This window comes from uncultured Agathobaculum sp. (assembly GCF_963927765.1).
Classification (GTDB): domain Bacteria; phylum Bacillota; class Clostridia; order Oscillospirales; family Butyricicoccaceae; genus Agathobaculum.
In genome coordinates, this window is sequence record NZ_CAWVCU010000122.1 from 1 (window position 1) to 26334 (window position 26334).

Annotated in this window: 24 protein-coding genes and 1 pseudogene; 16 read left to right on the plus strand and 9 right to left on the minus strand. The window is 58.5% G+C overall.

All coding sequences use genetic code 11. The annotated features are described in order from the left end of the window. The 10 genes and pseudogenes from ABGT74_RS11080 to eno form a co-directional block, all read left to right on the plus strand. A pseudogene (locus ABGT74_RS11080) lies at positions 1 to 565 on the plus strand (tRNA pseudouridine(55) synthase TruB); the annotation flags it as partial. 45 nt (positions 566 to 610) lie between these two features. Further along, positions 611 to 1516 carry a riboflavin biosynthesis protein RibF gene (ribF, locus tag ABGT74_RS11085; RefSeq protein ID WP_297283959.1) on the plus strand — a complete coding sequence of 302 codons (906 nt, stop codon included), beginning with the start codon at positions 611 to 613 and terminating at the stop codon, positions 1514 to 1516. A 458-nt stretch (positions 1517 to 1974) separates the two neighbouring features. Continuing rightward, positions 1975 to 2514: a sigma-70 family RNA polymerase sigma factor gene (locus ABGT74_RS11090; protein ID WP_297283958.1), complete on the plus strand. Its 540-nt coding sequence runs from the start codon at positions 1975 to 1977 to the stop codon at positions 2512 to 2514. Beyond that, on the plus strand, positions 2462 to 3463 hold the full coding sequence (locus ABGT74_RS11095; protein ID WP_346705536.1) for a hypothetical protein: 1002 nt from the start codon (positions 2462 to 2464) through the stop codon (positions 3461 to 3463). The genes ABGT74_RS11090 and ABGT74_RS11095 overlap by 53 nt, the downstream gene beginning before the upstream one ends. A 128-nt stretch (positions 3464 to 3591) precedes the next feature. After that, entirely contained in the window at positions 3592 to 4077 is a 486-nt protein-coding gene (gene trmL, locus ABGT74_RS11100; RefSeq protein WP_297283956.1) for a tRNA (uridine(34)/cytosine(34)/5-carboxymethylaminomethyluridine(34)-2'-O)-methyltransferase TrmL, read from the plus strand. A 10-nt stretch (positions 4078 to 4087) separates the two neighbouring features. Beyond that, a complete protein-coding gene (locus tag ABGT74_RS11105) occupies positions 4088 to 4963 on the plus strand; it encodes a DegV family protein (protein ID WP_346705537.1) in 876 nt (291 codons plus the stop codon). A 220-nt stretch (positions 4964 to 5183) separates the two neighbouring features. After that, on the plus strand, positions 5184 to 6374 hold the full coding sequence (gene pgk / locus ABGT74_RS11110; protein ID WP_297283954.1) for a phosphoglycerate kinase: 1191 nt from the start codon (positions 5184 to 5186) through the stop codon (positions 6372 to 6374). Positions 6375 to 6488: 114 nt separating this feature from the next. Beyond that, positions 6489 to 7259 (plus strand): triose-phosphate isomerase, encoded by a 771-nt coding sequence (gene tpiA / locus ABGT74_RS11115; RefSeq protein ID WP_125115754.1) that lies wholly within the window; start codon positions 6489 to 6491, stop codon positions 7257 to 7259. Positions 7260 to 7366: 107 nt separating this feature from the next. Next, a complete protein-coding gene (gpmI, locus tag ABGT74_RS11120; protein WP_297283953.1) occupies positions 7367 to 9097 on the plus strand; it encodes a 2,3-bisphosphoglycerate-independent phosphoglycerate mutase in 1731 nt (576 codons plus the stop codon). Positions 9098 to 9142: 45 nt separating this feature from the next. After that, positions 9143 to 10462 (plus strand): phosphopyruvate hydratase, encoded by a 1320-nt coding sequence (gene eno, locus ABGT74_RS11125; RefSeq protein WP_297283952.1) that lies wholly within the window; start codon positions 9143 to 9145, stop codon positions 10460 to 10462. Between the two features lie 356 nt (positions 10463 to 10818). Here eno and ABGT74_RS11130 read toward each other — a convergent pair whose 3' ends face one another. The 9 genes from ABGT74_RS11130 to ABGT74_RS11170 form a co-directional block, all read right to left on the minus strand. Next, positions 10819 to 11733, minus strand: a complete 915-nt coding sequence (locus tag ABGT74_RS11130) for a hypothetical protein (protein ID WP_346705538.1) — start codon at positions 11731 to 11733, stop codon at positions 10819 to 10821. 18 nt (positions 11734 to 11751) lie between these two features. After that, on the minus strand, positions 11752 to 13572 hold the full coding sequence (locus ABGT74_RS11135) for a hypothetical protein (protein ID WP_346705539.1): 1821 nt from the start codon (positions 13570 to 13572) through the stop codon (positions 11752 to 11754). Further along, positions 13572 to 13940 carry a hypothetical protein gene (locus ABGT74_RS11140; RefSeq protein WP_297283949.1) on the minus strand — a complete coding sequence of 123 codons (369 nt, stop codon included), beginning with the start codon at positions 13938 to 13940 and terminating at the stop codon, positions 13572 to 13574. The genes ABGT74_RS11135 and ABGT74_RS11140 overlap by 1 nt, the downstream gene beginning before the upstream one ends. Positions 13941 to 14025: 85 nt before the next feature. Further along, complete coding sequence (locus ABGT74_RS11145) at positions 14026 to 15057, minus strand: FN3 associated domain-containing protein (RefSeq protein WP_346705540.1); 1032 nt, start codon at positions 15055 to 15057, stop codon at positions 14026 to 14028. Between the two features lie 31 nt (positions 15058 to 15088). Further along, positions 15089 to 15616, minus strand: a complete 528-nt coding sequence (locus ABGT74_RS11150; protein ID WP_297284437.1) for a hypothetical protein — start codon at positions 15614 to 15616, stop codon at positions 15089 to 15091. Beyond that, entirely contained in the window at positions 15588 to 17150 is a 1563-nt protein-coding gene (locus ABGT74_RS11155; RefSeq protein WP_297284436.1) for a hypothetical protein, read from the minus strand. The genes ABGT74_RS11150 and ABGT74_RS11155 overlap by 29 nt, the downstream gene beginning before the upstream one ends. Beyond that, positions 17140 to 17334 carry a hypothetical protein gene (locus ABGT74_RS11160; protein WP_297284435.1) on the minus strand — a complete coding sequence of 65 codons (195 nt, stop codon included), beginning with the start codon at positions 17332 to 17334 and terminating at the stop codon, positions 17140 to 17142. The genes ABGT74_RS11155 and ABGT74_RS11160 overlap by 11 nt, the downstream gene beginning before the upstream one ends. A 13-nt stretch (positions 17335 to 17347) precedes the next feature. Beyond that, a complete protein-coding gene (locus ABGT74_RS11165; protein WP_346705541.1) occupies positions 17348 to 18646 on the minus strand; it encodes a phage terminase large subunit in 1299 nt (432 codons plus the stop codon). Further along, the gene (locus tag ABGT74_RS11170) at positions 18643 to 18816 is read right to left on the minus strand and encodes a hypothetical protein (RefSeq protein WP_297284433.1); all 174 of its coding nucleotides are present in this window, start codon (positions 18814 to 18816) and stop codon (positions 18643 to 18645) included. Before ABGT74_RS11170 ends, ABGT74_RS11165 begins: the two co-directional genes overlap by 4 nt. 209 nt (positions 18817 to 19025) lie before the next feature. On the opposite strand from ABGT74_RS11170, the gene ABGT74_RS11175 reads away from it, so the two are divergent. The 6 genes from ABGT74_RS11175 to ABGT74_RS11200 all read left to right on the plus strand — a co-directional run. After that, positions 19026 to 19847: a Cof-type HAD-IIB family hydrolase gene (locus ABGT74_RS11175; protein ID WP_346705542.1), complete on the plus strand. Its 822-nt coding sequence runs from the start codon at positions 19026 to 19028 to the stop codon at positions 19845 to 19847. Between the two features lie 106 nt (positions 19848 to 19953). After that, positions 19954 to 20787 carry an undecaprenyl-diphosphate phosphatase gene (locus tag ABGT74_RS11180; RefSeq protein WP_297284431.1) on the plus strand — a complete coding sequence of 278 codons (834 nt, stop codon included), beginning with the start codon at positions 19954 to 19956 and terminating at the stop codon, positions 20785 to 20787. A 152-nt stretch (positions 20788 to 20939) separates the two neighbouring features. Then, entirely contained in the window at positions 20940 to 23462 is a 2523-nt protein-coding gene (locus ABGT74_RS11185; RefSeq protein ID WP_346705543.1) for a DNA translocase FtsK, read from the plus strand. Positions 23463 to 23482: 20 nt separating this feature from the next. Continuing rightward, entirely contained in the window at positions 23483 to 23992 is a 510-nt protein-coding gene (locus ABGT74_RS11190; RefSeq protein ID WP_297284069.1) for a flavin reductase, read from the plus strand. Positions 23993 to 24108: 116 nt separating this feature from the next. After that, positions 24109 to 25752, plus strand: coding sequence for a trypsin-like peptidase domain-containing protein (locus tag ABGT74_RS11195; protein ID WP_346705544.1), 1644 nt, complete (start codon positions 24109 to 24111; stop codon positions 25750 to 25752). A 289-nt stretch (positions 25753 to 26041) separates the two neighbouring features. Then, positions 26042 to 26334: PEP/pyruvate-binding domain-containing protein (locus tag ABGT74_RS11200; protein WP_346705545.1), on the plus strand; the 293-nt coding region annotated here is incomplete at its 3' end.

Genomic DNA, 26334 nt, shown 5'->3' on the forward strand with positions numbered 1-26334 from the left:
GCCGATGTATTCGGCGGTCAAGGTGAACGGACAGAAGCTCTATGACCTTGCCCGCAAGGGCAAGGAGGTCGAGCGGCCCGCGCGTGACATCTTCGTGCGCGAAATGACGGTCACGGACTTTGACGAAGCCTCCCAGCAGGGCACGCTGCGGCTTACCGTCAGCAAGGGAACCTATGTGCGCACGCTGGTCAATGACTTGGGTGTGTCGCTCGGGACATTCGCCACGATGCATAGTCTGGTGCGCACACGTGCGGGCGCATATTCGCTGGATGACTGCCATACCTTTGATGAGGTCGAGCAGGCGATGCAGGACGGCGCGGTGCAGCAATTGCTACTGCCGGTGGACGGGCTGTTTGCCGATCACCCTGCGGTCACGCTCAACGACGAGGGGGCGGAACGCATTGCGCGCGGCGCGGTGGTGTTTCCACGGCAGGCCGCGGGGCTGCCCGAAACCGAGGGCGCACTGTGCCGCGTTTATCATAACGACCGTTTTCTCATGCTCGGACAGGTGCGCACGCTGGACAAGGGCGGGCTGGGTCTGTTCGTCTATAAGAATTTCAGATAAAAAGTAGGGCCTGCCGATGTGCAGGGTTCGGAAGGGGGAAACCCGATGCAGGAATATCAAAAGCCGCGTGCGATCGCGCTGGGCTATTTTGACGGCGTTCATCTGGGGCATCAGGCGCTGATGGAGCGCGCGGTCGAGCGCGCAAAGCAGATCGGCGGCACAAGCGCGGTGTTCACGTTTGACGTACATCCGGATTCGGTCGTGCTGGGGCGGCAGGTGCCGCTGCTGACGGCCAACGCTTACCGCCGTGAGGAGATCAAAAAGCTTGGCGGCGTGGATGAAGTGATTTTCGGCCACTTTGACGAGCGCATGCAGCACATGGACTGGCGCGACTTTATCCACAAAATGCTCATCGGGCAGTTCGGTGCGCGCTGGATCATTTCGGGCCGCAACAACCGTTTCGGCTATAAAGGGCAGGGCAATGCCGAGGGCATGGCAGAGGAGTGCAAAAAGGCCGGAATCGGTTATGACTGCATTGACGACGTTAAGGTGGACGGAATCGTGGTTTCCTCGACCTATATCCGTCAGCTGATTTCGCAGGGCGATATGCAAGGCGCGGCGCGCTTTCTCGGCCATCCTTACACCGTGACCGGTGTGGTCGAGCACGGACGGCGCGTCGGCACGAGCGTACTCAAGGTGCCGACGGTCAATCTGGCGCTGCCGCCGGAGATGGCGCTGCCGCCCTATGGCGTATATGCGGCGCGCGTGCTCATCGGCGATAAAAGCTATATCGCGGCGACCAACATCGGCATCAAGCCGACCTTTGTGGACGGCGGCGCGCCGACGATCGAGCCGCACCTGCTTGATTTCGCGGGCGACTTGTACGGCAAGATGATCCATGTTGAGCTGCACAAGTTCCTGCGGCCGGAAAAACGGTTCGAGTCAGCCGAGGCGCTGCGCGCAGCGATCGACGAGAACGTAAAGCAGACGCGGGAATTTTTTGCAAAATAAATCAGAGAACGCAAACGGGCGGCATCAGAGGATGCCGCCCGTTTGCGTTATTGTCTCTGCAAGACAAAGAGAAAGGGCTGCCCGCTCTAGGCAGCCCCGTGAAAGAGAATGGTATAAAGAGAAAAGGTAATGAGAAGATATCAGAAATATGGCGCGCAGTCTCGGTGAGATGCGCGGTGGGAAAAGGGATCGGCGTCAACATGGTTTGTGAGCGATCAACCTTGCTTGGATGATTTTATTATAGTGATTTTCGATAAAACTGCAAGATGTAATTTATTCAATATTTCCGAAAAATACGAGTTGTTATTGTGGAATATATACAGATACAAAGTGCTGTGTTAAGCATAATGGACAAAACTGGGGGAGAAATCAGGAGAAAAAAGCGGTTGGGTTGAGGATACCTGGGAACAATCGGACGGTTTTCTTCGTGTTGTTGGCAGAAAGGAGGATGGAGCAAGATGCAAACCAACCTGCGTTCGGACGCATTCCTGTGCGACGCGATGGAGCGCTGCGGCGACGCGGTTTATCGGCTGGCGCTTTGCCGGCTGGACAGCCGCGCCGACGCGGAGGACGTATATCAGGAGGTGTTCCTGCGACTGCTGCGTGACACGACCGCGTTCCGCGATGACGAGCATTTGAAGGCATGGCTGCTGCGCGTGACGGTCAACTGCTGCAACGATCTGCGCCGCTCGGCGTGGTTCCGGCACACCGCGCCGCTCGAAGCTGCGCCGGATGCCGCCGCGCCCTTGGCGGACAGCCACGATGAGCTGTGGCAGGCCGTGCGCGCGCTGCCAAATGACCTGCGGGTCGTGGTGTGGCTGCACTATGTCGAGGGATACGGTACGGACGAAATTGCGCCGTTGGTGGGCTGCCGCCCGGCGACCGTGCGCACGCGGCTGCACCGCGCCCGCAAAAAACTGAGACTCGAACTGGAGGGAACTGACGATGAACAACCGGAACGATTGGAACCGACTGAAGGATATAAAAGCCCCCGATGAGCTGAAAGCGCATACCCTTGAGGCGGCGCGTCAGGTGCGCCGCGAGGAACAGCAGAGCGCACCGCAGCATCTGACAGCCGCGCCGCGCCGTCGGTTCGGCATGGCAAAACGGATCGTGGCTGTGGCGTGTGCGTTCGGCGTGGTGGTCGGCGGCACGGCGGTCTGGAAAGCGCAGCAAAGTGGCCAGCCAGCGGCCGACGCGGTGGCGGAAACCGTTGCGCACTCGTTCGGTATTGTGGCGTATGCTGCGGAAACAGGTGAGGTGCTGGAACCAAAGAACAGCAGGATTGTGTTCGATGATGGAGCTGGCGTGGACGACCCAGAAAAAGGATTTTTCTCCGGCTGTTTGTTCAAGGTGACAGGCGAGAATATCCAAAGCGTGAGCGCGTCGATGGATAAAGGTGGTCTGTATCGCACCAAGACGCTGACCGGTTTTGATGTAGATGCATATTATAAGATGGCGGCAGCGGCGGATGAGGCCTTGCGGGCAGGGAAAAGTTCCGCTGTTGCGGCAGCGGAAGCTGCATCCGACCCACGGCTGGAAGGCGCGGATGTGGTGATGCCATACGGTTTGGGCGGAACGGAGGACGAATCTGAGGTGGAATGGTGCGCCGATGCCTGCTGGAAGCTGGACAACGGCTTTGTGGATGCGTATGACCCGGAAGTGAGCTATGGATTCTGGGGCGAGCCGCGAGAGATTACCGGAGAGGGCGATATGCAGGCCGAGTGGCACGCACGCATCGACGAGTTTGACGGCGCGACCCTGACCGTTACCGTGACGTTCACCGACGGTACGACCGACACCCAGACCCTCACCCTGCACACCGGCAAGCTGGCCTGTGAATATGTGGACGATGCATATGGCCCGAAGCTGACCGGCGAGGTGCTCACCGACGAGCAGGCTGCCGAACAGGGGTATGTTTACGGTGTTTACGCAGAAATTGCATAACAAGGTGTTATTTTCCCCCGATCTTTTCTGATCGGGGGATTTATTTTTGCGAAAAAAGCGGCAAATGCCTTGAAAAATGCGCGCATATCGCCTAAAATAGAGAAAGAATTGAGAATGAGGAGAAACACATGCTGCATATTGTTCTGGTCGAGCCGGAGATCCCGCAGAACACCGGCAACATTGCCCGCACCTGCGCGGCGACGGGCTGCGTGCTGCATCTGATCGAGCCGCTCGGCTTTGCAATCGACGATAAGCGGATGAAACGCGCGGGGCTGGATTACTGGCACCTGCTGGACGTCCGCATGTACAAAAACCTGAACGAATTTTTTGAGAAAAATCCAAACGGGCGCTATTTCTACGCGACCACCAAGGCGCCACATGCCTACCACGAGGTGGAGTACCGCGACGGCGACTATCTGCTGTTCGGCAAAGAGACAAAGGGGCTGCCGGAAAGCCTGCTGATCGAGCACCCGGAACGGTGCGTGCGTATTCCGATGCGCGAGGGGGCGCGCAGCCTGAACCTGTCCAACTCGGTGGCGGTGATCGCGTTCGAAGCGCTGCGCCAGACCGGCTTTGAAAACCTCAGGCTGGCGGGGCCGTTTCCAAAGGGATAAGGAGAGAGAAATGGAAAAGATACATATTATGACCGACTCGTCTGCGGATATCCCGCAGGCGCTGGTGGAAAAGCACGGGATCGAGATCGTTCCGATCACGCTCACGCATGAGGGGCGCGCATTCCGCGAATACTATGACATCACGGCGGAGGAATACTGGAAGCTGCTGGAGAACAGCCGGGAAATCCCGACGACCGCCATGGTCACGCCGACGGTGTTTTTGGATTCCTACCGGCGCGCGGCGGAGCGCGGCTGCACACACTATCTGGGTGTGCTCATCAACGCAAACGGCTCTGGTACCTATCAGGCGGCGTGTCTGGCGCGCGATATGTTCCGCGAGGAGGCGGGCAGCACGATGCAGATCGAGCTGTTTGACTCCGCCACCTATACCTATATTTATGGACACATTGTTGTGATGGCGGCTGAGCTGCGCGATCAGGGCGACAGCTTTGACGCGATCTGCGGTGTGGTAAAAAGCCGGCTGAACCGCGTGGAGGCATTCCTCGGCGTGTACAGCCTGACGCACCTCAAAAAATCCGGCCGCATTTCGGGCGGCGCGGCGTTTGTTGGCGAAGCACTTGGGCTCAAGCCGATCAGCCATGTTTATGACGGTGCGGTCAAGGTGTGCGACAAGGTGCGCGGGGAAAAGGCACTGGTGAGCGGCATGATCCGCAAGGTGTCCGGCCGCGTGGTGCAGCCGGAGAAGCAGACTGCGCTGCTGCTCTACGGCGATGTGCCGGCGGCGCGCATTGACGAGCTGGAAAAACGTCTGCGCACTGAGATCGGTTTCAGGAACGTGCTGCGCAGCCCGATCGGGCCGTCTGTTATCACCAATACCGGCCCGCAGGCGCTGGCGGTTGCGTTCTATGGACAGGCTCGCGGCTGAGGTCAATTGGTCATATTGTTTAATATTTCACAATTATTTCCGGCAAAACGCAAAAATCCTCTAAAAGAGAACGGAAAGACAAGGTTTTTCACAATTTGGCTTGCGAATCACAGGAGAAACGAGTATAATTTTGTAATGGAAACGGAATTCTTTTTATGGGAAGGCCGGAAATTTGCTCCGTATCGCTAACTTTTACATTCAGAAAGGGAGAGGGATATTTATGCAGTATAACAAGAAGAGCGTGGAAGACATCGACGTAAACGGCAAGAAGGTTATCGTTCGCTGCGATTTTAACGTTCCGCAGGATGAGAACGGCAACATCACCGATGACAAGCGCATCCGCGCATCGCTCGAAACCATTAAGTACCTGCTGGGTCACAATGCGGCTGTGATCCTGTGCTCGCACCTCGGCCGTCCGAAGGGCGAAGTTAATATGAAGTATTCGCTCGCACCGGTTGCTAAGCGCCTGAGCGAGCTGCTGGGTCAGGAAGTGAAGCTGGCTGCTGACGTTGTCGGCGAGAGCGCAAAGAAGCTCGCTGCCGAGGTCAAGCCGGGCGAGGCTGTCCTGCTCGAGAACGTCCGCTTTGAGAAGGGCGAAACCAAGAACGATCCCGCACTGGCTAAGGCATTTGCCGACATGGCGGAGATCTTCGTCAACGACGCATTCGGCACGTCCCACCGTGCGCATGCTTCCACCGCTGGTATTGCTGACTACCTGCCGGCTGTCTGCGGCTTCCTGATCAACAAGGAAATCTCCATCATGGGCAAGGCTCTGTCTGACCCGGCTCGTCCGTTCGTTGCTATTCTGGGTGGCGCGAAGGTTTCCGATAAGATCAACGTTATCAACAACCTGATCGACAAGTGCGACACCGTTATCATCGGCGGCGGCATGGCTTACACCTTCTCCAAGGCGCAGGGCGGCAAGATCGGCACTTCGCTGTGTGAGGACGACAAGATCGATCTGGCGCTCGGCCTCATCAAGAAGGCGGAAGACAAGGGCGTTAAGCTCCTGCTGCCGGTTGACACGGTTTGCGGCGACCACTTCGGCGCAGACGCAGAGCCGGTTGTTTACGAAGCTGGCCAGCTGCCGGACAACATGATGGGCATGGATATCGGCCCGAAGACCGTTGCGCTGTTCTCTGACGCTGTCAAGAACGCAGGCACGGTTGTCTGGAACGGTCCGATGGGCGTCTTTGAGTTCGACACCTTCGCAGTCGGCACCAAGGAAGTTGCCAAGGCAATTGCGGCTTCCGGTGCGGTTTCCATCATCGGTGGCGGTGACTCCGCAGCTGCGGTTGAGAAGCTGGGCTTTGCGGACAAGATGACGCACATCTCCACCGGCGGCGGCGCTTCTCTCGAGTTCCTCGAGGGTCTGGAGCTGCCCGGCATTGCTTGCCTGCAGGACAAGTAATTTGCGCAATTTGCGCGAAAATGTGCCTTATACCGGGGCATTCTGTGCCCCGCTATAATACATATTGATCAGGACGGATACGCCGTCGAAAAGTTTGAAAGGGGTAAAACCAAAATGAATCGCAGATACCGTAAGACCATCATCGCCGGCAACTGGAAGATGAACAAGACGCCGAGCGAAGCAAAGGCCCTCATCGAAGAGATGAAGCCCCTGCTCTCCAAGACCAAGTGGTGCGAGATGGTTCTTTGCGTGCCGTTTACCGATATTCAGGCTGCTGTTAAGGCTGCCAAGGGCTCCAAGATTGCCATCGGTGCGGAAAATATGCACTTTGAGAAGTCCGGTGCGTTCACGGGCGAGATCTCTGCCGATATGCTCAAGGAACTGGGCGTGAAGTATGTGATCATCGGCCACTCTGAGCGCCGTCAGTACTTCAACGAAACCGACGAGGCTTGCAACAAGAAGGTTCTGGTTGCATTGGAGAACGGCCTGCGTCCGATCCTGTGCGTTGGCGAGAGCCTGACCGAGCGCGAGCAGGATGTGACCATGGAGGTTATCCGCAAGCAGATCAAGATCGCGCTGCAGGGCGTTGCTGTGGAGGACATCAAGAAGGTTGTTATCGCATACGAGCCGATCTGGGCGATCGGCACCGGCAAGACCGCGACCGCTGAGCAGGCGGGCGAGGTCTGCGGCGCAATCCGTGACTGCCTGCGCGAGAAGTATGGCGCACGTGCAGCTCGCGGCATCACCATCCAGTACGGTGGTTCGATGAACGCCAAGAACGCAGCCGAGCTGCTGGCTCAGCCGGATGTTGACGGCGGCCTGATCGGCGGCGCCTCCCTGAAGAGCGCTGACTTCGCGACCATCGTCGAAGCAGCCAATCAATAAGATAAGATTACGGTGAGGGTTTACTCCCCGCGCCGTGCGTGCGGGAGGGGACATCGGAAACATCGTTGTCCCCTTTCGTCCGCTCTTGTAAAGGAGTAAGTAAGAGTATGAAAAAGCAAAATGTGCCGAGCAAGGCGGCGACCGAAGAGGTAAAGACTGCGGTGCAGCCTGCGGCCAAGGAAGAAATGACCAAGGCTGCCGCTCCGGCGGTGGAAGCTAAGGTCGAGGAAAAGCCCGCGGAGAAAAAGACGGCTTCTGCCAAAAAGACAACGGCTGCAAAGAAGACCACGACCCGCAAGACGGCGGCGAAAAAGGCGGACGAGCCCAAGAAGCCGACCGCGCTGATCATCATGGACGGCTTCGGCCATCGCGATGAGAAAAAGGGCAACGCGATCGAGGCGGCGAACACCCCGAACCTCGACCGCATCTTCAAGGAGAATCCGCTGGTTTATATCGGCGCTTCCGGTCTGGACGTTGGTCTGCCGGACGGTCAGATGGGCAACTCCGAGGTCGGCCATACCAACATCGGTGCGGGCCGCATCGTTTATCAGGAGCTGACCCGTATCACCAAGTCCATTCAGGACGGCGATTTCTTCTCGAACGAAGCGCTGATGAGCGCAATCAACCAGTGCAAGTGGTTTGATTCCACGCTTCATATTTTCGGCCTGCTGTCCGACGGCGGCGTACACTCGCATATCGATCACATGTTCGCGCTGCTCGAGCTGGCGCGCCGCAACGGTCTGCGCAAGGTATGCTTCCACTGCTTCATGGACGGCCGTGATACCCCCCCGCAGTCCGGTATCGAGTATATCGACCGCCTGCAGAACAAGATTGATACGCTGGAGCTTGGCTGCATTGCCACGATCTCCGGCCGTTACTACGCGATGGACCGCGACAAGCGTTGGGACCGTGTAGAGAAGGCATATCAGGCAATCGCTGAGGGCATTGGCGAGCATGCGGCTTCTGCACACGAAGCGATGCAGAAGTCCTATGACGCAGGCGTTACCGACGAGTTCGTGGTTCCGGTCATCGTGACCGAGGGCGCGACTGTCAAGGACGACGACGCGATCATCTTTGCCAACTTCCGTCCCGACCGTGCGCGTGAGATCACCCGTGCGTTCGTTGACCACGAGTTTGACGGCTTCAAGCGTCAGCGCCGCAACATCCACTACGTCTGCATGACGCAGTATGATGCGACCATCGCGGGCGTTGAGGTTGCCTTCAAGCCGCAGAGCCTCAAGAACACCTTCGGCGAGTATATCTCGGACAAGGGCCTGACCCAGTTGCGCATCGCAGAGACCGAGAAGTACGCGCACGTCACCTTCTTCTTCAACGGCGGCGTAGAGAAGGAATATCCGGGCGAGGATCGTGCGCTGATCCCGTCTCCCAAGGTGGCCACCTATGACCTCCAGCCGGAGATGAGCGAGCCTGCCGTGACCGAGGAATGCGTTAAGCGTATCCTGTCCGGCAAGTACGACGTGATCGTGCTGAACTTTGCTAACTGCGATATGGTTGGCCATACTGGCGTATTCGATGCTGCTGTTAAGGCGATCGAAGCGACCGATGATGGTGTCGGCAAGGTGGTGGACGCCATCCTCAAGATGGGCGGACAGTGCCTGATCACCGCTGACCATGGCAACGTTGACCAGATGCTCGACGCAGACGGCGTAACGCCGTTTACCGCGCACTCGACCAACCCTGTGCCGCTCGTGATGGTCGGCCATGAGGGTAAGCTTGCCGAGGGCGGCGTGCTGGCGGATCTGGCGCCGACTCTGCTGGAAATGATGGGCCTGCCGCAGCCGGAGGAAATGACCGGCCACAGCCTGCTCGTCAAGTAAACTATTGCGTATCCCCAAATTTTCAAATAAAAAGGAGTAAGAATTATGAAGGGCTACATTGAAATCGTTGATGTACTCGGCCGTGAGGTTATGGACTCCCGCGGCAACCCGACCGTAGAGGTTGAGGTTTATGTTGAGGGCGACACCGGCGCGTATATGGGCCGCGCGGCTGTTCCGTCCGGCGCTTCCACCGGTATTTTCGAGGCTTGCGAGCTGCGCGACGGCGACAAGTCCCGTTACAATGGCAAGGGCGTTCTGAAGGCAGTTGACGCTGTCAACGGCGAGATCGCTGAGACCATCATCGGCATGAACGCGCTCGACCAGCAGGCCATCGACAAGGCAATGATCGACGCAGACGGCACCCCGAACAAGACCAAGTTCGGCGCAAACGCGATTCTGGGCGTTTCTCTGGCAGTTGCGAAGGCTGCTGCTGAGGCTCTGTCCCTGCCGCTCTACAACTACATCGGCGGCTGCAATGCCAAGACCCTGCCGATGCCCATGATGAACATCCTCAACGGCGGCGCACATGCGACCAACAACGTTGAGATTCAGGAATTCATGATTATGCCGGTTTCCGCTCCGTCTTTCCGTGAGGCGCTGCGCCGCTGTGCAGAAGTGTTCCATCAGCTCAAGACCACCCTCAAGGAGAACGGCACCCCGGCTGCGGGCGTTGGCGACGAGGGCGGCTACGCTCCGAACCTGAAGAAGGATGAGGACGCGCTCAAGGTTATCGTTAAGGCGATCGAAGAGGCTGGCTACAAGCCCGGCGAGGACTTCATGATTGCAATCGACGCTGCTTCCTCCGAGTGGTGGAACGACGAAGAGAAGTGCTATATCCAGCCGAAGTCCGGCAAGAAGATGACTCAGCAGCAGCTGGTTAAGATGTGGAAGGGCTTCGCTGAGAAGTACCCGATCATCTCTCTCGAGGACGGCATGGCTGAAGAGGACTGGGAAGGCTGGGAGATGCTGACCAAGGCTCTGGGCGACAAGATCCAGCTGGTTGGCGACGACCTGTTTGTTACCAACACCACCCGCCTGAAGAAGGGCATCGACATGGGTGTTGCAAACTCCATCCTCATCAAGGTTAACCAGATCGGTTCTCTGACCGAGACTCTGGATGCAATCCAGATGGCAAACCGCGCGGGCTACACCGCTGTTGTTTCTCACCGTTCCGGCGAGACCGAGGACGCTACCATCGCGGACATCGCTGTTGCGCTCAACGCTGGCCAGATCAAGACCGGTGCACCGAGCCGTACCGACCGCGTTGCGAAGTACAACCAGCTGCTCCGCATCGAGGAAGAGCTGGGCGAGGACGTTGCAAAGTACCTCGGCAAGGACGCTTTCTTCAACCTGAAGAACAAGTAAGCATCCGCTCAAGCAATCAAAAAAGCCGTTCATCTTTCGATGAACGGCTTTTTTTCTTTGTCCCTAAAAGCGACTGAGCAGGTCGAATTTACGCTCTTTTCCGCGAAAAACGCAACATAAAGCGGGAATATGGAACATATAAGAAAAAATACTAGTATTTGTCAAGGAAAAGTATTGACCTGAGAATGGGGCTGTGCTAATATATTTTTATACAAAAGCATGCATTTGGCATAGTATATGATAGTAGACAATTACTGCGCCAAATATCCAATTATCTAGCCCATACCTTCATTTCTTTCAAAGGCCGGTCTCTGCTTTCATAGTAGAGACCGGCTTTTTATGCATAAAAATGTATTTTAATACCAATATCCGGCCTTCCATTGCTGCAAGGCAAGGTTGGCGTTTTTGTAGCTGGCGTCCGCGGTCGGCGTGCCGGCGGGCACACCGAGAATGGCAGCATCGCCCGACTGCACATAACCGGCGGTCTTCCAGCGGTTGAACGCTTGCTCATAGGCGGTTGCCTGTGCCTGACTGGTCAGACCGGAAGCATAGTCCCGATAGGCCAGCGTGGGCGTGCCGCTCAGGAAACCAGTCAGTCCCGCGACCGACAGGCTGTAATCCCGGTCGGCATTGAACTGTGCCAGTGCGGACTGCGCCTGTTGGAGTGCGGCGTTTTCTGAAGCTGTGAAAAACTCGTTCTCCAAAGCGGCCTCCTGTGCGGAGGCGCTGTCCTGCGCGGCAGCGCGCGCGGTCAGTCTTGCCTGACCAAGTGCGTTCAGACCGCTGCGGTACTGATTGTCGATGGCGATGCGGCTGGTTTCAGCCGCGCCCGAGGTGGCGGCGGCGCCCCGTGCGCCCATATTCAGCCCAAGCGCGGCAAGCTTTTCCTCGTTGGAAATGACGGATTGGCGCGCATTGATATCGGTCTGCGTCATGCCTGTGGTGTAATCGGTTTCAATTGCGGACAGGTTCTTCTGAAGCTGCTGCTGGATGCGTGCACGTGCTGCTTCCAAGCGTTGGAGGCGCGCGTTTTCTGCTGTGTCGTATAGTTGGCTCACCTCACTGCCGCCGCTTTGCGTGCTGGAAACCGAATAGGGACGGTAAGAGCCGTTCCAGGTGGAAACAGCGTCGTTGGATGCAACCTTGCCTGCCAGCCCCTCGGATTCGATCTTGTTCTGACGCTCAGCCAGCAGCTGCTGCCGTTCACCGGCGTCCTGCGTGTTTGCAATCGCCTCGGCGTAGTCGAAGTTGTCCTTATAATTGGATGCCATATGGAATGTCCTCCTTTCTCAGATGATAGTCTGCCCGGTTGTCCATCGAATGGTCAACGCCAGCAGGCCAAACGGTTCGTCCGGACGGTCATTGCCGATGCGTACAGCGAGCAGCGGCATGCGGTGCTGCCGGTAGCGGGTGCGGTAACTCAGCGCACCCGGAATGCAGCGGAAGGAAAAGCGAGAGAAATCCAGCGTTTTGAAGGAAAACAGATCCATGTTGCGCGAGAGCGCAAGCACCTTGCCGTCCTCGCTTTCATACTGCACGGTTGCGCCGGAGCGTGAGTGCGGCATCAGCGTGGGGATCACGTCGCGCACGGTTTTGCCTCGTCCCCAGTCGCCGAGCGGCAGGGTAGGGGTGCGCCAGTAAGCGTCGATGGCAGCATCGTCATCGCAGTAGGCGTCATCCTCTTCCGCCTGCCGAAAACGGCATAGCTTGCCATCCGCCGTGCCGAACCACAATTCGTCATCTAAAACGGTCAGACATTGCGCGGGCACATTGGTCCAGTAAAACCATGCAGGGCTGCCATCGGTGTCGGCAATCGTCCCGTCCGCAATATACACATGCTCGTTGACGACCAGATAGTATTTGCCTTCAAACACGATCGCGCAAGCGTTTTCCAGTCCGGACTCGGTCTCCAAACGCGGTGTGATCGCGTCCGAGATGGAGCGGATGGTGCGCTGCTCGGCAACGCTGGTGCCGAATACACCCTGCACACCGTGAGCCGACAGAAATACCGGCAGGTCATTGAGGGTGGCAAAGCTGCGCGAACAGACCGCTCCTTCGCCCTGTGCGCCTTGCGTCAGCGGATAGAGTGCCGTACCGTCATCAGAGAGGGTGAAGGTGCGGCGATAGCTGGCTGATTCCTGTGCGTCGCCCGATTTGACAATGAGCTGGCTTTCGTATTGCTTGAGATAGCCGACGATGGCAGAGGCATCCGTGCCCATGCGGGTATAGCCGGTATCGGGGAAGTAAGTCGGGTCATACAGGCCGCTCTGCCAGTCGCAGGCAGGCTCGTCCGGATTGCCCGCGAGAAACACGCGGGTATCGTTTTTGCCGCCATATAAGCCAGCGAAACGGCAGTGGTTAATTTTATCAGCATAACCCTCAACGGTCTTGGAAAAGGTGATGGCGACGTTTGCCAGTCCGTTTCCGTTGGCGGGCGGAGAGGCAAGCGTTATTACACCGTTTGAACGGTTGACAGATGAAACCGTTACCGCTTTTCCGTCTACTGCCGCAGTCACTGCGGCATCATCCAAATCCGTTGCATCCACCTGAAACTGCGTGGCAGTCCCGTTGCCGAGAAAGGTGTTGATGCGCTTGGGGGTCAGCAGATTGACCGCTTCATAGCTGGTGCCGCCGCCGGTCGGCTGGGCGGAAATGGTGGTGGTCGGGACATACGCGATGTCCTGTACGCGCACGGCTTCCCATCCGTCTTCGGATGCTTTGCGGCGCACGGCGCGGAAGGCCTGGCCGTCAAGCAGGTAGAGCACGCCGTTCATGATGAACGACTGAGAAAAATCCTCCTTCATGTCCGAGCACAGCTCGGTCTGCGTACCGTCCGACTGCCGGATATACAGCTTTTTTCCCGCGTGCACCACACAGCCACCGCTGTCCGGCAGGGGAAACAGGCCGTAAACCGGTGCGTCATAGGTGTGCTTGGTCTGCCAGCCCGTTCGCTTGACCAGATAATCGTTCTGATCGCAGATGAGGTTCTGCATGTCGGGCGAGCGCGAGAGCGACAGCTTGGTCGGATGGGTGCGGAAGTCCACGCCGCCGAAGCTGCTCACAACAGTTTCATGCACGGTTTCAGGCTGTGGAAATTGATAGGCGCGCATCAGATCATCTCCTGTACGGCGGTCAGCTGCGCAGGACAGTGGCATAGCAAACGTTCAGCGTATTCCGAGGCTGCCCAGTTGAACTTTGCCTTATCGTCATCCGCTACGAGCAGCGCCGCCAGCCCATACGGGAAGCATTCGCTGACAAGGCAGCTGTCCGCAGGGATTTCCTCCTCCAGCGTGGTAAGACGCGGCGGCACGGTAAACGGCTCTTCGCGCTGCGCCGTACGAAGCGCATTGATTTCGCGCAGACTGTTGATCAGCAGCTGATTAAGTGCGCCGAGCGCAAACTGTTCGTAATATGCGCCGGTGTCAAGCGTTTCGCCTAGCAGATTGAGCGCAGCGGTGTAGCATTCGGTTCCTGTCATAAAAGCTCCTTTCCTCCGGTTGCAGTTACCGGAAAGCGACGGCTGCGGCCACTGCCGGAGCAGTGGCCGAACAGCCGATAGCGGGTCAGCCTGCGGCCACAGGGGACGGATATTTGCCCTCTTCGGTCGCAAAGGCACGGATCTGACAGCCCTCCTCGGCGGTGAGCTCGGTTTCTGCCACATAGTCCTTGGCGGAATCCGAGTAGCGCGGGTCGGAGCCGTCCAGTGTATAGCGGATCGTGCCGGTGCCGGTGATCTTTTTGCCCGAAATGCTCGGCGCGGCGGAAATCGAACCGGATGCCACCAGCGCATACACACCGCCGCACTTGGCGCCCAGCACATAGGCATCGTAATAGTGACGGCCTTCGATCAGCGCACCGGACACGCCGACCGGGTCTTCGTGCACCTTGGCATCCGCGATCTTGTACGGCATGAGCACCGCATCCTTGTGCGTGACGAGGAAATAGACGTTTTCGGGCAGGTAGGACTTCGGCACACGCACGACGTTCATGCCGAACACCTCGCCGCAGACACCCTTGGCGATGGACTGACGCGCGAGCACGTCAACACCTGCGAACTCATCCGAGGTGCAGACCAGCTTGTACATTTCACTGGTCAGATACAGATAGCGGTTGTCGTCCGGCACCAGCGCGTCGTCCAGCGCCTGCGAAGCGTCCGCGATCTTGGAGATGATATCGCTCTTGGTCGGTTTTTCGCTTTCCGCCAGCGTGCCCGCCATGGTGACAAAGCGCTGGAACGCATATTTGTCTGCCGCCGGGGTGGACTTTTCGTTCAGCTGCAGGCGCAGCATGTCGGCCGCATTCTTGACCAGATTCTGGTCAAGGTTGTTGCCCTTGTCGATGGTCAGCGTGAACGCCTTGTCCTGCGTCATGGTCAGTTCCTGCACCACGTCCTGCATTTCGGTCACGTCGCCGTAGCGCTTGAGACCGCCGTCGCGGTCGTAATCGACCTCTTCCACCGTGATCGGTGTATATACCTTGAGGGTCTTGACGCCAGTCAGGTCGAAGGTCTCGGCGGTCTTGCCCTTGATGAAGGATGCGCGGGTGAATACTTCTGCAATCTGGTCGGAATATTTGGTTGCAAGATTGATAGCCATAAGTATAATACCTCCTGATTATACGATTTGTTTACTTGCCCAGCAGCGCGAGCGTCACCGGATCGACACCGGCGGGTTCGCCGTCACTCTGCGCGGGGCCGACCGCCGCGCGGCGGTTCTTCTGGTTCATTTCGAGCGCGGCCAGCTCGTCCTTGAGCGTCAGGATCTCCCACTTGCGGTAGGCCGAGACGAGTGAGCCTTCCTGCTGCGCCCATTCCCATACCTGCGGTGGGATCTCGTCCGGACGCACATCGGGATACTCCTCAACGAACGCCGCATAGATCTGGCCATTGGGCATGCCGTTTGCCGCGCGGTTGCGGCGGATGTAGGCGTTTTGCTTAGACAGGCCCAGGCTTGCCGCCTGAATCAGCTCGTCCAGCGTCAGCTGGCGCATTTCACCGTCCACCGGGACGGGAAAGGTCTGCTGATTCCCCTGTGCCGTCGGGTCGCCGGGCATGGTCTGCGCGTTCTGTGCCGTGCCGGCTGCAAACGGATCGACGGCTGCGGTCGGGGCTGCACCGGTCGTCTGGTTACTGGTTGTTTTCTGTCTGGTTTGCATTTGTATTTGCCTCCTTTTGCTGCTGTCGCTGCATGCGGAGTGCGTGCAGCAGGTCGTTTTTGCCGCGCACCTGATAATCAGGCACGTTTTCCAGATAGATCAGCGGGTCGGTGATGACGCCGCTCTCGAGCAGATGATCGTTGGTCGTGGTCTGCATGGTCTCCGACCAGTAGCTTGCTGCGCCCACATCCACCTGCAAGCGCAGATCCTGTCCGGCGATGGTCGAAAAGTCGAAGCTCTGCCGGTAGGGTGTTTCGCCCGGCTCGTCCGCGACCACGACCGTGCGCACGCCGTAGTGCGCGCCCATCAGGTCGAGGAAGATGCGCGCCCAGTCCTCGGTGAAGCGGTAGAACTCCATCTTGGTCAGCTCGAGCGGGGCTGCGGTTGCGTTCTGCACCGCCACGATAGCCGAGGTGTTGTCCGGCTTTACCGTGCCGAGCGCGGCTTCGCTCGCGCCCATCAGCTCGGCGGTGTCGTTCATCATCTGTTTGAGCAGCGACAGTACCTGCGAGGAGATATCGGGTGCCTTGAACGCGGTCGCAATCGCTTCGTTGGGATTGCCGCGCATGCCGACCGCCTTGCCCACATCATTCGACCACCCATTCGGGAAACGGGTCATGTCGTAGATGATTTTGGGGAAGGCCACCTGCTTGATGCACTGCACATACATCGAATACAGCTTGTTGATGGCGATCTGGTTGGGGATGGCTTCGGTCAGCGGGCTTTCGCCGTGGCACGAGCCGCGCACGCGGTTCCAGCACAGGTGCGTGACCGGATAATAGCGGTAGGGCAGCTCCTTTTCGCGCATGACGATTGCGGTGCGCGTGGTTTTGGTGAACGCGATGCCGTTTTCCGTTCGGCGCATGTGCAGCAGCACGGTCACACGGTCGTTTTCGCCGTTCAGGCGATAGCGCAGATAGTCCTCGGTGTCGTCCGGGACGATTGCCTCCGCTTCTGCCGCGGACAGACCGTTTTCGCGCGCTTCCTTGCGCACCTCGTCCACGTCGCGACGCATGGCAAGAATCAGATACGGCTGGCGCTGTACCTCGTCGCAAGCGGGATTGCCGAAGCACACGTTGGTCGAGTCGATCAGCTCAGCCACGATATCGCCCTTGACCGCCTGTCCGGTTTCGAGCGCGGGGTCAAAGTGCATGTAGAAGCATGCGTCGCCGTCGACACAGGCATTTTTCAGCAGCGGACGGCCAAGCGCTTTCACGCCCGAGCGTTCGATGGCCGACGCGAACGCGCGCTCCAGCACACGGGCGGTTTTGCGGCCTTCGTCGTCCATATCGAACGGCTGGGCGCGCACCGCCACATCGTCCGAAACCAGCATGGACACAAACAGGTTGACGCAGCGGCGCAGCACATTGAAAATCAGCGGGTCGAGCGACTGCACGCGCAGTCCCTCCCACTGTCTGCCGAGGTAAAACGCCTCGTTGCGGCGCACACGGTCATACAGACCGATCGAGCGCTTGTAGTCGCGGTCGCGCTCGTATTTGCGCCAGATGGCGGTGGGGGATGGATCAAATTTCATCGCTGCTGTCCTCCCGTCCATAAGCCATCAGTGCGGCAAGATCGCGGCTGAGCGCATCGTCTGCGGGTGCGGGCGTGTCGCTGTCGCCCTTTGCGGGACGCTGCGGCAGCCGCAGCCCGCCGGACACGACCGCGCCGGTCAGCACCAGCAGCGCCGCGCCGAGGCAGTAAAGTAAAATGGTCATTGGGTTCCTCCTTTTAATAGGCGAGAAATGCGCCAATTTCGCAGTCATACATGGTTGGCTGCACGGGTGCGGGCGGCTCGTAAACGGTCGCGGCGTAACCGCGCAGCGCGTCGGGCGCGTGGGTCAGCTCGTGCGGCGTGTTTGCCACGTCGGACGGATTGCGCGTATCATGCTGCAAGGCAGGCAGCGTGCGGATCAGGTTGCGGCAGGTGTCGAAGATGGTCAGCCGCGGGCGCGGCTGTCCCTGTTCGTCCTTGCGCGGGGCGAGTAGTTCATGCAGCGCCAGCCAACCGGCAATGCGCTCGTTGCAGCTTTTGTCAAAATCCAGCCCGCAGTCCGCAAACAGTTCGACCGCGCTTTTGCCGGTCTCCTGCCGCCGGTTCCATAAGTCGGGCGGGGCAAGCCGGCAGTCAATATGCTCGCCGGACAGTTCACACGACAGAATCGCCGCCGCCGCTTCCGAGATAATCAAACCGGGCTGATATAATTCTCTGTATACGATGCTGTACCCGTCCGGGCTTTGTGCGATCCAGAGCGCTGCCAGCATGTCCAGACCGTAATCGATCGTCAGATACCGCCGCCAGTCCCGCGGGATGGCGTGCGGTTTGACAACATGCAGGGCGGGGCTGAACTCGCTGAAGTACCGCCCCTCGTCCAGCTCCCACACACCGTCGAGCAGCGCCCGCCGGTCGCGTACAGACAGCAGCCGCAGCCGCTTTTCGTATCCCGCATCCGCACGGCGCAGGAAGGGGTTGTCCGCAAGTCGCGCGGGCAGGAACAGCCGCGAGCCGCCGTCGAACTCAGTTTGAGTGCCGGGCGGCATCGGGTCGATGTATCGCGCCTTGACCCACTGGTGGCCGACACCGCCCGGATTGGTCGTCGACTTGACCTGCTTGGGGAATGGGTTTGCCCCGCGAACACGCGAAATCAGATAGGTGAACTGGCTTTCGGTGAAGTGGGTCAGTTCGTCAAAGCGCAAAACGTCGTATTCTGCGCTTTGATACTTGGTCACATCGCTTTCCGCGTCGCAGTAGCCGAACTCCAGCACCGAACCGTTTGTAAACTGCCAAAGATGGTCGCTGACCTTGTAGCTGGCGATCGCCTGTGGGAACAGCCGCAGCGAGGCAGGCACGAGCGAGCGCTCCAGCTCCGGCATGGTGCGCCGCAGCATGAGCTGCCGCGAGCCGGGGTAGCTTACGGCGAAGCGCAGCGCGTCGAGCAGCTGTCCATGGCTTTTGCCGCCGCCGGCTGCACCGCCAAACAGCGTTTCAAACGCGTCCGACTGGATAAACGCCGCCTGACGCCGGGTCACGGGGAATTCGTATCGTCCACGATCCGAAACACGATCTCGACCGGCGCAGCTTCCTGCTCCGCGCCGACCAGCATCGCACCTTTGCCGACCGTCCGGTCGAGGATCTCCTTGATCGCGCTCAGGCGGCTGTTCGCCGGTGCGTCGGCATCCCCGGCGATCTCGTAGAGCATCTCGACGAGTCTCCCGGGGTCGTCTGAACTTCGCAAGATGGCATCAGCTCCTTTTGGGATGGATTTGCTTGTCTTCCCGTGAGTCAAAGAATAGCCGAGAAAGGGGAGAAAAACAAGAACAAATGTTTGACCCTTTTTCGGGCTTGCAATTTATTGCCTGCTGCGGTATCCTGAATAGGAAATGGGATTATACAGGGGGAAAAAGAAACATGCAGAATATCAAACTGATCGCGCTCGATCTGGACGGAACGGCGCTTACGCCGGAAAATACGGTGTCTGCGGCGACGATCGACGCCGTGCGTCGCGCGCGTGAGGCGGGAGTGCATGTCGTGATTTCGACCGGACGCATCTGCGGCGAGGCGCGTGATTTTGCCGTCCAGATGCAGGCGGATGATCTGATGGTGACGGCGGGCGGCGCGTCCATTTCGCGCGTGTCGACCGGACGGTGCATGATGCGCATGTCCATGCCGTGGGAGCCTGCCGTGCGTGCGGCGGCTGCAGTTGAACGCATCGGACTGATGGTCATGGTATACGTCGGGGAGACGCTGCTTATCACACCCTATGACGAAATGGAGTTCGGCAAATACAAGTCCAACGAAGGTTATCTTGCGGTCAAGCGGGTCGTGCCGTCGATTGCGGAGTTTGTGGCCGAGGGACATGTTTCGGTGGATAAGATTTTCGCCCGCAGCAAAGACCCGGTCACGCTGAGCATGGTGCGCGATCAGATTCAGCAGATTCCGGGCGTGCGCGTGATGAGCTCAGCGGCGGATAATATCGAAGTGGTCACGCCTGCGGCAGACAAGGGCACGGCGCTGGACATGCTGTGCTGCGAGCTGGGCACCGACCTGTCGCATGCCGCGGCGATCGGGGACAGTGAAAACGATCTGGAAATGCTGCGCGCGGTCGAGTTGCCGATCGCCATGGGCAACGCCAACGACGCAGTCAAGGCGATCTGCAAGCGGCAGACGCTGACCAACGCCGAGGACGGCGTGGCCGCTGCGATCGACCGTATTCTGGCAGAGAAAGGATAAACGTGCGAAACATGGCATTTTTGCGGAAAAAGGTGGTATCCTGCGCGCGGGTATGCTATAATAATTTCGTATGTAATATTTGCCCCATCAAAAGGAGACATATCTAATGAGTTTATGGTTTGCGATTGTGCAAGGACTGGTGCAGGGCCTGACCGAGTTTCTGCCGGTGTCGTCATCCGGCCATCTGGTGCTGGTGCAGACGCTCTTCGGGGACGGCGTGGAGACCAACTATATGCTGTTCAATGTCCTGCTGCACTTCGGCACGCTGCTGAGCGTCATCGTTGCGTTCTGGAAGGACATCAAGGAGCTGTTTGTGGAGTTCTTTGGCTGGATCCATGACGGCTTCAAGATCAACGGCCATCCATACCGCCGGTTTATCGTCATGCTGCTGCTGACCATCGTGCCGATGTTTGCGATCCTGCCGATCAAGAGCACGCTGGAAGAGGCGTTTTCCTCTCCGCTGCTGGTCGGCATGCTGCTGCTCGTGACGGCGGCGGTGCTGTTCCTGTCGGAAAAGGCGCCGAAAAAGCACAAGACCGAGGAAAACGCCACCTGGCTGGATGCGCTGATCGTCGGCATCGGCCAGTGCTTTGCCGTTCTGCCTGGCCTGTCCCGTTCGGGCACCACCATCTGCACCGGTTTGTTCCGCGGCTTTTCGCGTGATTTTGCCGTGCGCTTCTCGTTCATCATGTCCCTGCCGGTCATTCTGGGCGCGAACATTCTGGAGCTGGTCGATGTGTTCAAGGACCCGGCGGCAGCCATGGGCGACGCATCCATCGCCTGCTATCTGGTCGGTATTGTAGCGGCGATGCTGTCCGGCCTTGCTGCTATCCGCATGGTGCGCTTTGTTTCCAAGCGCGGCAACTTCCGTCCGTTCGTGGTGTACTGCACCCTGATCGGTACCATTACCATCGTGGTGAGCCTGATAAAAATGATATGATGCCGTCTGCGGATGCCTATGCCGCAGCGGTTGGGAAAAGTTCCGGATAACGGGACTTTTCTTCGTACTGAACCGAAAAACACCGGCTGTCTGCCGGTGTAAGCCGCGCGCTGTGCCGCGCGGGAAAGCAAATAAAGCGAGGGAAAAACACGTTGGCTGCAAAGAAAACCACAACCAAAAAAACTTCGTCGCGCGGGAAAGCTGCCGCGCGGCGTGCGCCCGAGCCGGAGCCTGTCCTGTCCCGCGCCACATGGGGCGCTATCTGGGGCGTGCTCGGGCTTTTGTGCCTGCTGGCGATTTTGCCGATCGACGGCGTGCTGCTGGAATGGCTGCACCGTGGCATCGGCGCGATGATCGGCAAGGGCGCATACCTGCTGCCGTTTGCGCTGCTGGCGCTGGCGGGTCTGCTGTTTGCGCGGCAAAAGGGGCCGGTGCGGCTGCGCGGCGTGAGCATTGCGCTTCTGCCGTTGTTTTTCGGCGGTATTGTGCATGCATTTGCCTGTGCAAACGAGTATGATTTTTCGATGAAAACCTTGTTCGCCCTGCTGACGACCGGCATGGAGGGGAAGTCCGGCGGTTTGCTGGCGGGCGGCCTGTATATCGTGCTGGAGTGGGCCGTGTCTTCGGCGGGGGCGCTGCTGGTGCTGCTGGTGCTGACCGTCACGGCGATTCTGGTCGCCTGCCGCATCACGCCGCAGGCGCTGTTGGAGATGTTCCGCCCGCCGGAATACGAGTACGAGGACGAGGAAGAGCGCGAGCGCTATGAAGCGCCGCCCAAGCTGCCCAATGTGCATGAGGCAGTCAGCGCGCATGTGCAAAAGCGTGAGGAGCGCCGCGCCGCCCGCCGCAAGGCGGAGATCGACATTCCGATCGACACCGAGCCGCCCGGCGAGGACAAGCCGGGGGCGGATCCGGATGCGCCGGTGCGCCGCATGCACGGCAGCAAGCCGATGGCGCCGGATGAATATCTGCGCTCGCTGAAGGAAGAAACCACAGGCGAGCAAGTGAGCATCCTTGATCTGGTGGAAAACCGCGAGGAGGAGGAGACGCTGGTTGAATCGTCTCCCAAGCCGGAGAAACCCGAAAAACCGGAAAAGGCAGAGAAGATCAGCGAGGATGAACAGGCACAGTTGAGCGAGCAGATGGACGAGAACCAGAAAGCGCCCATGCCGGTGTACGATTATCCGCCGATCGAGCTGCTCACCAAGGGCAAGCATGCCTCGGTTGCGGGTGCGGAAGCCGAGCTGAAAGAAAATTCCGAGTGCCTGATCGACACGCTCGAATCGTTCAATATCGATGCGCAGATCATCGGTATCGTGCGCGGCCCGTCGGTCACGCGGTTTGAACTGACCATCCCGCGTGGCATCAAAATCTCGCGTATCACTGCGCTGGCGGACGATATCGCGCTGTCGCTCGGCGCGGCGAACGTGCGCATCGCGCCCATCCCGGATAAAATCGCGGTCGGCATTGAGGTGCCGAACAAGACGGTTAACACCGTGTTCATCCGCGAGTGTATCTCGTCCCCCGCGTTCACCAATGCGCGCAGCCGCCTGTCCTTTGCCGTCGGCAAGGACATCACCGGCAAGCCGGTGATCGGGGACATTGCCAAGATGCCGCATATGCTGATCGCCGGTACCACCGGTTCAGGTAAATCCGTGTGCATCAACTCGATGCTGATTTCGCTTTTGTACAAATCCACGCCCGAAGAGGTGCGCCTGATTATGGTCGACCCTAAAATGGTCGAGCTGGGCAACTATAACGGCATTCCGCACCTGCTCATTCCGGTCGTGACCGACCCGAAAAAGGCGGCGGGCGCGCTCAACTGGGCGGTGGGCGAGATGGAGCGCCGCTACAAGCTGTTTGCCGATCATCAGGTGCGCAATCTGGTCGGCTATAACGACCTGATGCGCGCCGAGCGCGCCAAGGCGGAAGCGGAGGAGAGCGCCGCGCCCGAACAATATCAGGTACTGCCGCAGATTGTCATTGTTATTGACGAGTTGGCCGACTTGATGATGGTCGCTGCCAAGGAGGTCGAAACCTCGATCTGCCGCATCGCACAGAAGGCGCGTGCCGCGGGCATGCATCTGGTCGTTGCAACCCAGCGTCCTTCGGCTGACGTTATCACCGGCATTATGAAGGCGAACATCCCGTCCCGCATTGCGTTTGCCGTGGCAAGCCAGATCGAGTCGCGCATCATTCTGGATACGACCGGCGCGGAAAAGCTGATCGGCAAGGGCGATATGCTGTATGCGCCGCTGGGTGAGGGCAAGCCCACCCGCGTGCAGGGCTGCTTTATTTCGTCCGACGAGATCGAAGCGGTCATCGCGCATATCAAGCAGACAAGCACTGCCGAATATAATGAGGAGATCCTCGAGCATATCGAACGGCAGGCCGAGCAGGTGGACAGCAAGGGCGGCGGCTCGTCCGGTGACGCAGGCGGCGACGAGGACGAGATGATTGAGGAAGCGATCGACGTCATTATGGACTGCCGTCAGGCGTCCACGTCCATGCTGCAGCGTCGGCTCAAGCTGGGCTATGCGCGCGCCGCACGCATCATCGACCAGATCGAAGAACGTGGCATCATCGGCCCGTCGGAAGGCTCAAAGCCGCGGCAGATCCTGATCACCAGAGACGAGTGGCAGGAAATGAAACTGCGGCGGCACGATATTCCATAACCATGTAAGGAGGAATCCCTATGTCTTTTACGAAAATCAACATTGCAGAACAGTCATTTAACCCGTTTGACCTCATCAGCAAGCAGTGGATGCTGATTTCCGCGGGTACGGAGCAGAAGTGGAACACCATGACCGCCAGCTGGGGCGGCGTGGGCGTGATCTGGGGCAAACCGTCGGCAACCTGCTATATCCGCCACAGCCGCTATACCAAGGAGTTTGTTGATAACTCTAAGTATTATACGCTGTCTTTTTTACAGGATGGTCATCGCGACGCACTCAACCTGCTGGGCACCAAGTCCGGCCGGGACATGGATAAGATGCATGACAGCGGTCTGACACCGGTCATGGTAGAGGGTCAGCCGGCTTTTGCCGAGGCGGAGTTGGTTCTGATTTGCCGCAAGCGCTGCAAGAGCGATATCGCGCCCGAGGATATCCTCCAGCAGGAGACGCTCGACAAGTGGTACGGCGATAAGGATTACCACACCATGTACATCGGGGAAATTGTCGCAGCGTATCGAGCGGAAAAGTAAAAAACGTCACAGATTGTTCACCAAACCGACAAGCCTTCGGGGCTATACTGGAAGAAGGGCAGCAGCGGAGCATGTCCCCGCTGTCTGCGTTCAGCCCGAAATCGGAGGGAATAGCAGTGAAGAAAAGAATATGCAGCCTGCTGCTGACAGTGACGCTCCTGTTGGGGCTGCTGCCGAGCGCTTTTGCAGGCTATGAAAATTTTACCGCGCAGACAACATATACGCCGGGACAGTTCACCGACGTGTCGGAGGATGCGTGGTATGCGGATAATGTGCGCGCGGCTTATGAATACGGTCTGATCAACGGCCAGTCCGCCACCCGTTTTGCCCCGGACAGCTCACTGACCGTGGCAGAGGCGATCAAGCTGGCGGCCTGCCTGCACAGTATTTATCACACCGGCAGCGCGGAATTTGCGTCCTCGTCGCCGTGGTACCAGACCTATGTGGACTATGCGCTGCAAAACGGCATCCTGACCGCCGCACGTTCGGACTATACGCAGCCCGCATCGCGCGCGGTGTTTGCCTCGGTGCTGGCAGCATCGCTGCCGGCGGAAGCGCTGACCGCCATCAATACGATTGAGGACGGCGCGATTCCGGATGTATCCATGTCCGCGTCCTATGCGGATGCGGTTTATCTGCTGTACCGTGCCGGTGTGCTCACCGGTTCGGACAGTGCGGGCCGTTTTATGCCGTCCAGCACGATCAAGCGCAGCGAGGCAGCCGCCATCGTCACCCGTATGGCGGACCCAAGCCTGCGGCGCACGGTTTCGATTGCAGCATCAGCTGAACTGACGGCAAGCGAAATTTACGAACGGTGCATGCCTGCGGTGTTCAAGTTGTATTCCTATGATGCGCGCGGCAATGTGCTCAGCATGGGCAGCGGCGTGATCATCAGCGCGAACGGAGACGCGGTCACCTGCGGGCATATCGCCAACGGTGTGCAGCGCCTGGTCGCGGAAATGATGGACGGCACCAAGCGCGAGGTCACCATTTACGATATCGATACAACGGCAGACATCTCGCACATCCGTGTGGTGGGCAGCGGCCTGCCTTATCTGGAAACCTCGAATGAGGTGCAGGCGGGGGACACTGTTTACGCGCTCGGCTATCCCGGCGGCGGCAGCGCAAAGGTGACCACCGGCGTTGTGACCGACCCAAAGAATCAGGATTATCTGACAACGCTCATTGAGAGCACCGCGTCGGTCATCAGCGGCAATTCGGGCGGCGCACTGGTGGACGCGCAGGGCCGTCTGATCGGCGTGACGGTCAGCAGCCGCGGCAGCGGCACGCCCTCGTATTCGGTGCCGATTTCGGTTCTGGAAACGCAAGAGGGCAGCACGGCGGTCAGCCCGGCGGTTTACACCAGCACGCATCAGCCGGATGCTTCGAATTGCTATGAAAAGCTGTATCCCGTGCCGGATTTCGGCGCGGTCACCGGTGTGCCGCTGCTTGGCAGCATCAAGGATCGCGGCACAACGTATTTCTATTACCGCTTGTCCGACCTGAGCGGGGACGGCACGCAGCAGCTGCTGCAATACTATGCTGCACTCAATCAAAATACCTTCTATCAGTTCTCGGACGGCGTGTTTACCTCCTCGGCGGGGTATTTGCTGTCGGTCAAAATAGTCGAAACCACATATCGCGGTGTGGAGGCGCTGGGCATCTGTGTGTCCGGTATCTCCTCGCAGCCAATCGGCGGTCTTGTACAGGCCGCCGATCTTTTTTGTGCAAGGATTTGTGCATATTGCTGCGCTTTATGAACGTGTTCCGGCATTTCGTTTGATTTCACAAAAAGCGTGATAAAAGTGCTATATATGATAAATTTTTTAATTTTTTTGTTTAAAAATGCGAAAGAAATGATAAAATGTACAAGTGCAATTCCCTTGTTTTTGCTGAAATAGCAATAAAATACAGCAATATGCACAAGAAGTGGAGAGTAAATCGGTGAATTTCCACAATGGAACACGAAGCATCCTGCATGCTATAATATTCTTGCGTGACTGAAGTGTGTTTAAGAGAGCACCAAACGAAATGGAGGAAAAGACCCAAATGAAGAAGTACGTTTACATGTTCCCGGAAGGCAACGGAAAAATGCGTGAGCTGCTCGGCGGCAAGGGCGCGAATCTGGCCGAAATGACCGGACTCGGCATGCCCGTACCGCAGGGCTTTACCATCACCACCGAGGCCTGCACCCGGTATTATGAGGACGGCAAGACGATCTATCCGGATATTCAGGATCAGATCCTTGAGTACCTCGATAAATTGGAAAAGGTCACCGGAAAGACGCTGGGCGATCCGGAGAAGCCCCTTCTGGTTTCGGTTCGTTCGGGCGCGCGCGCTTC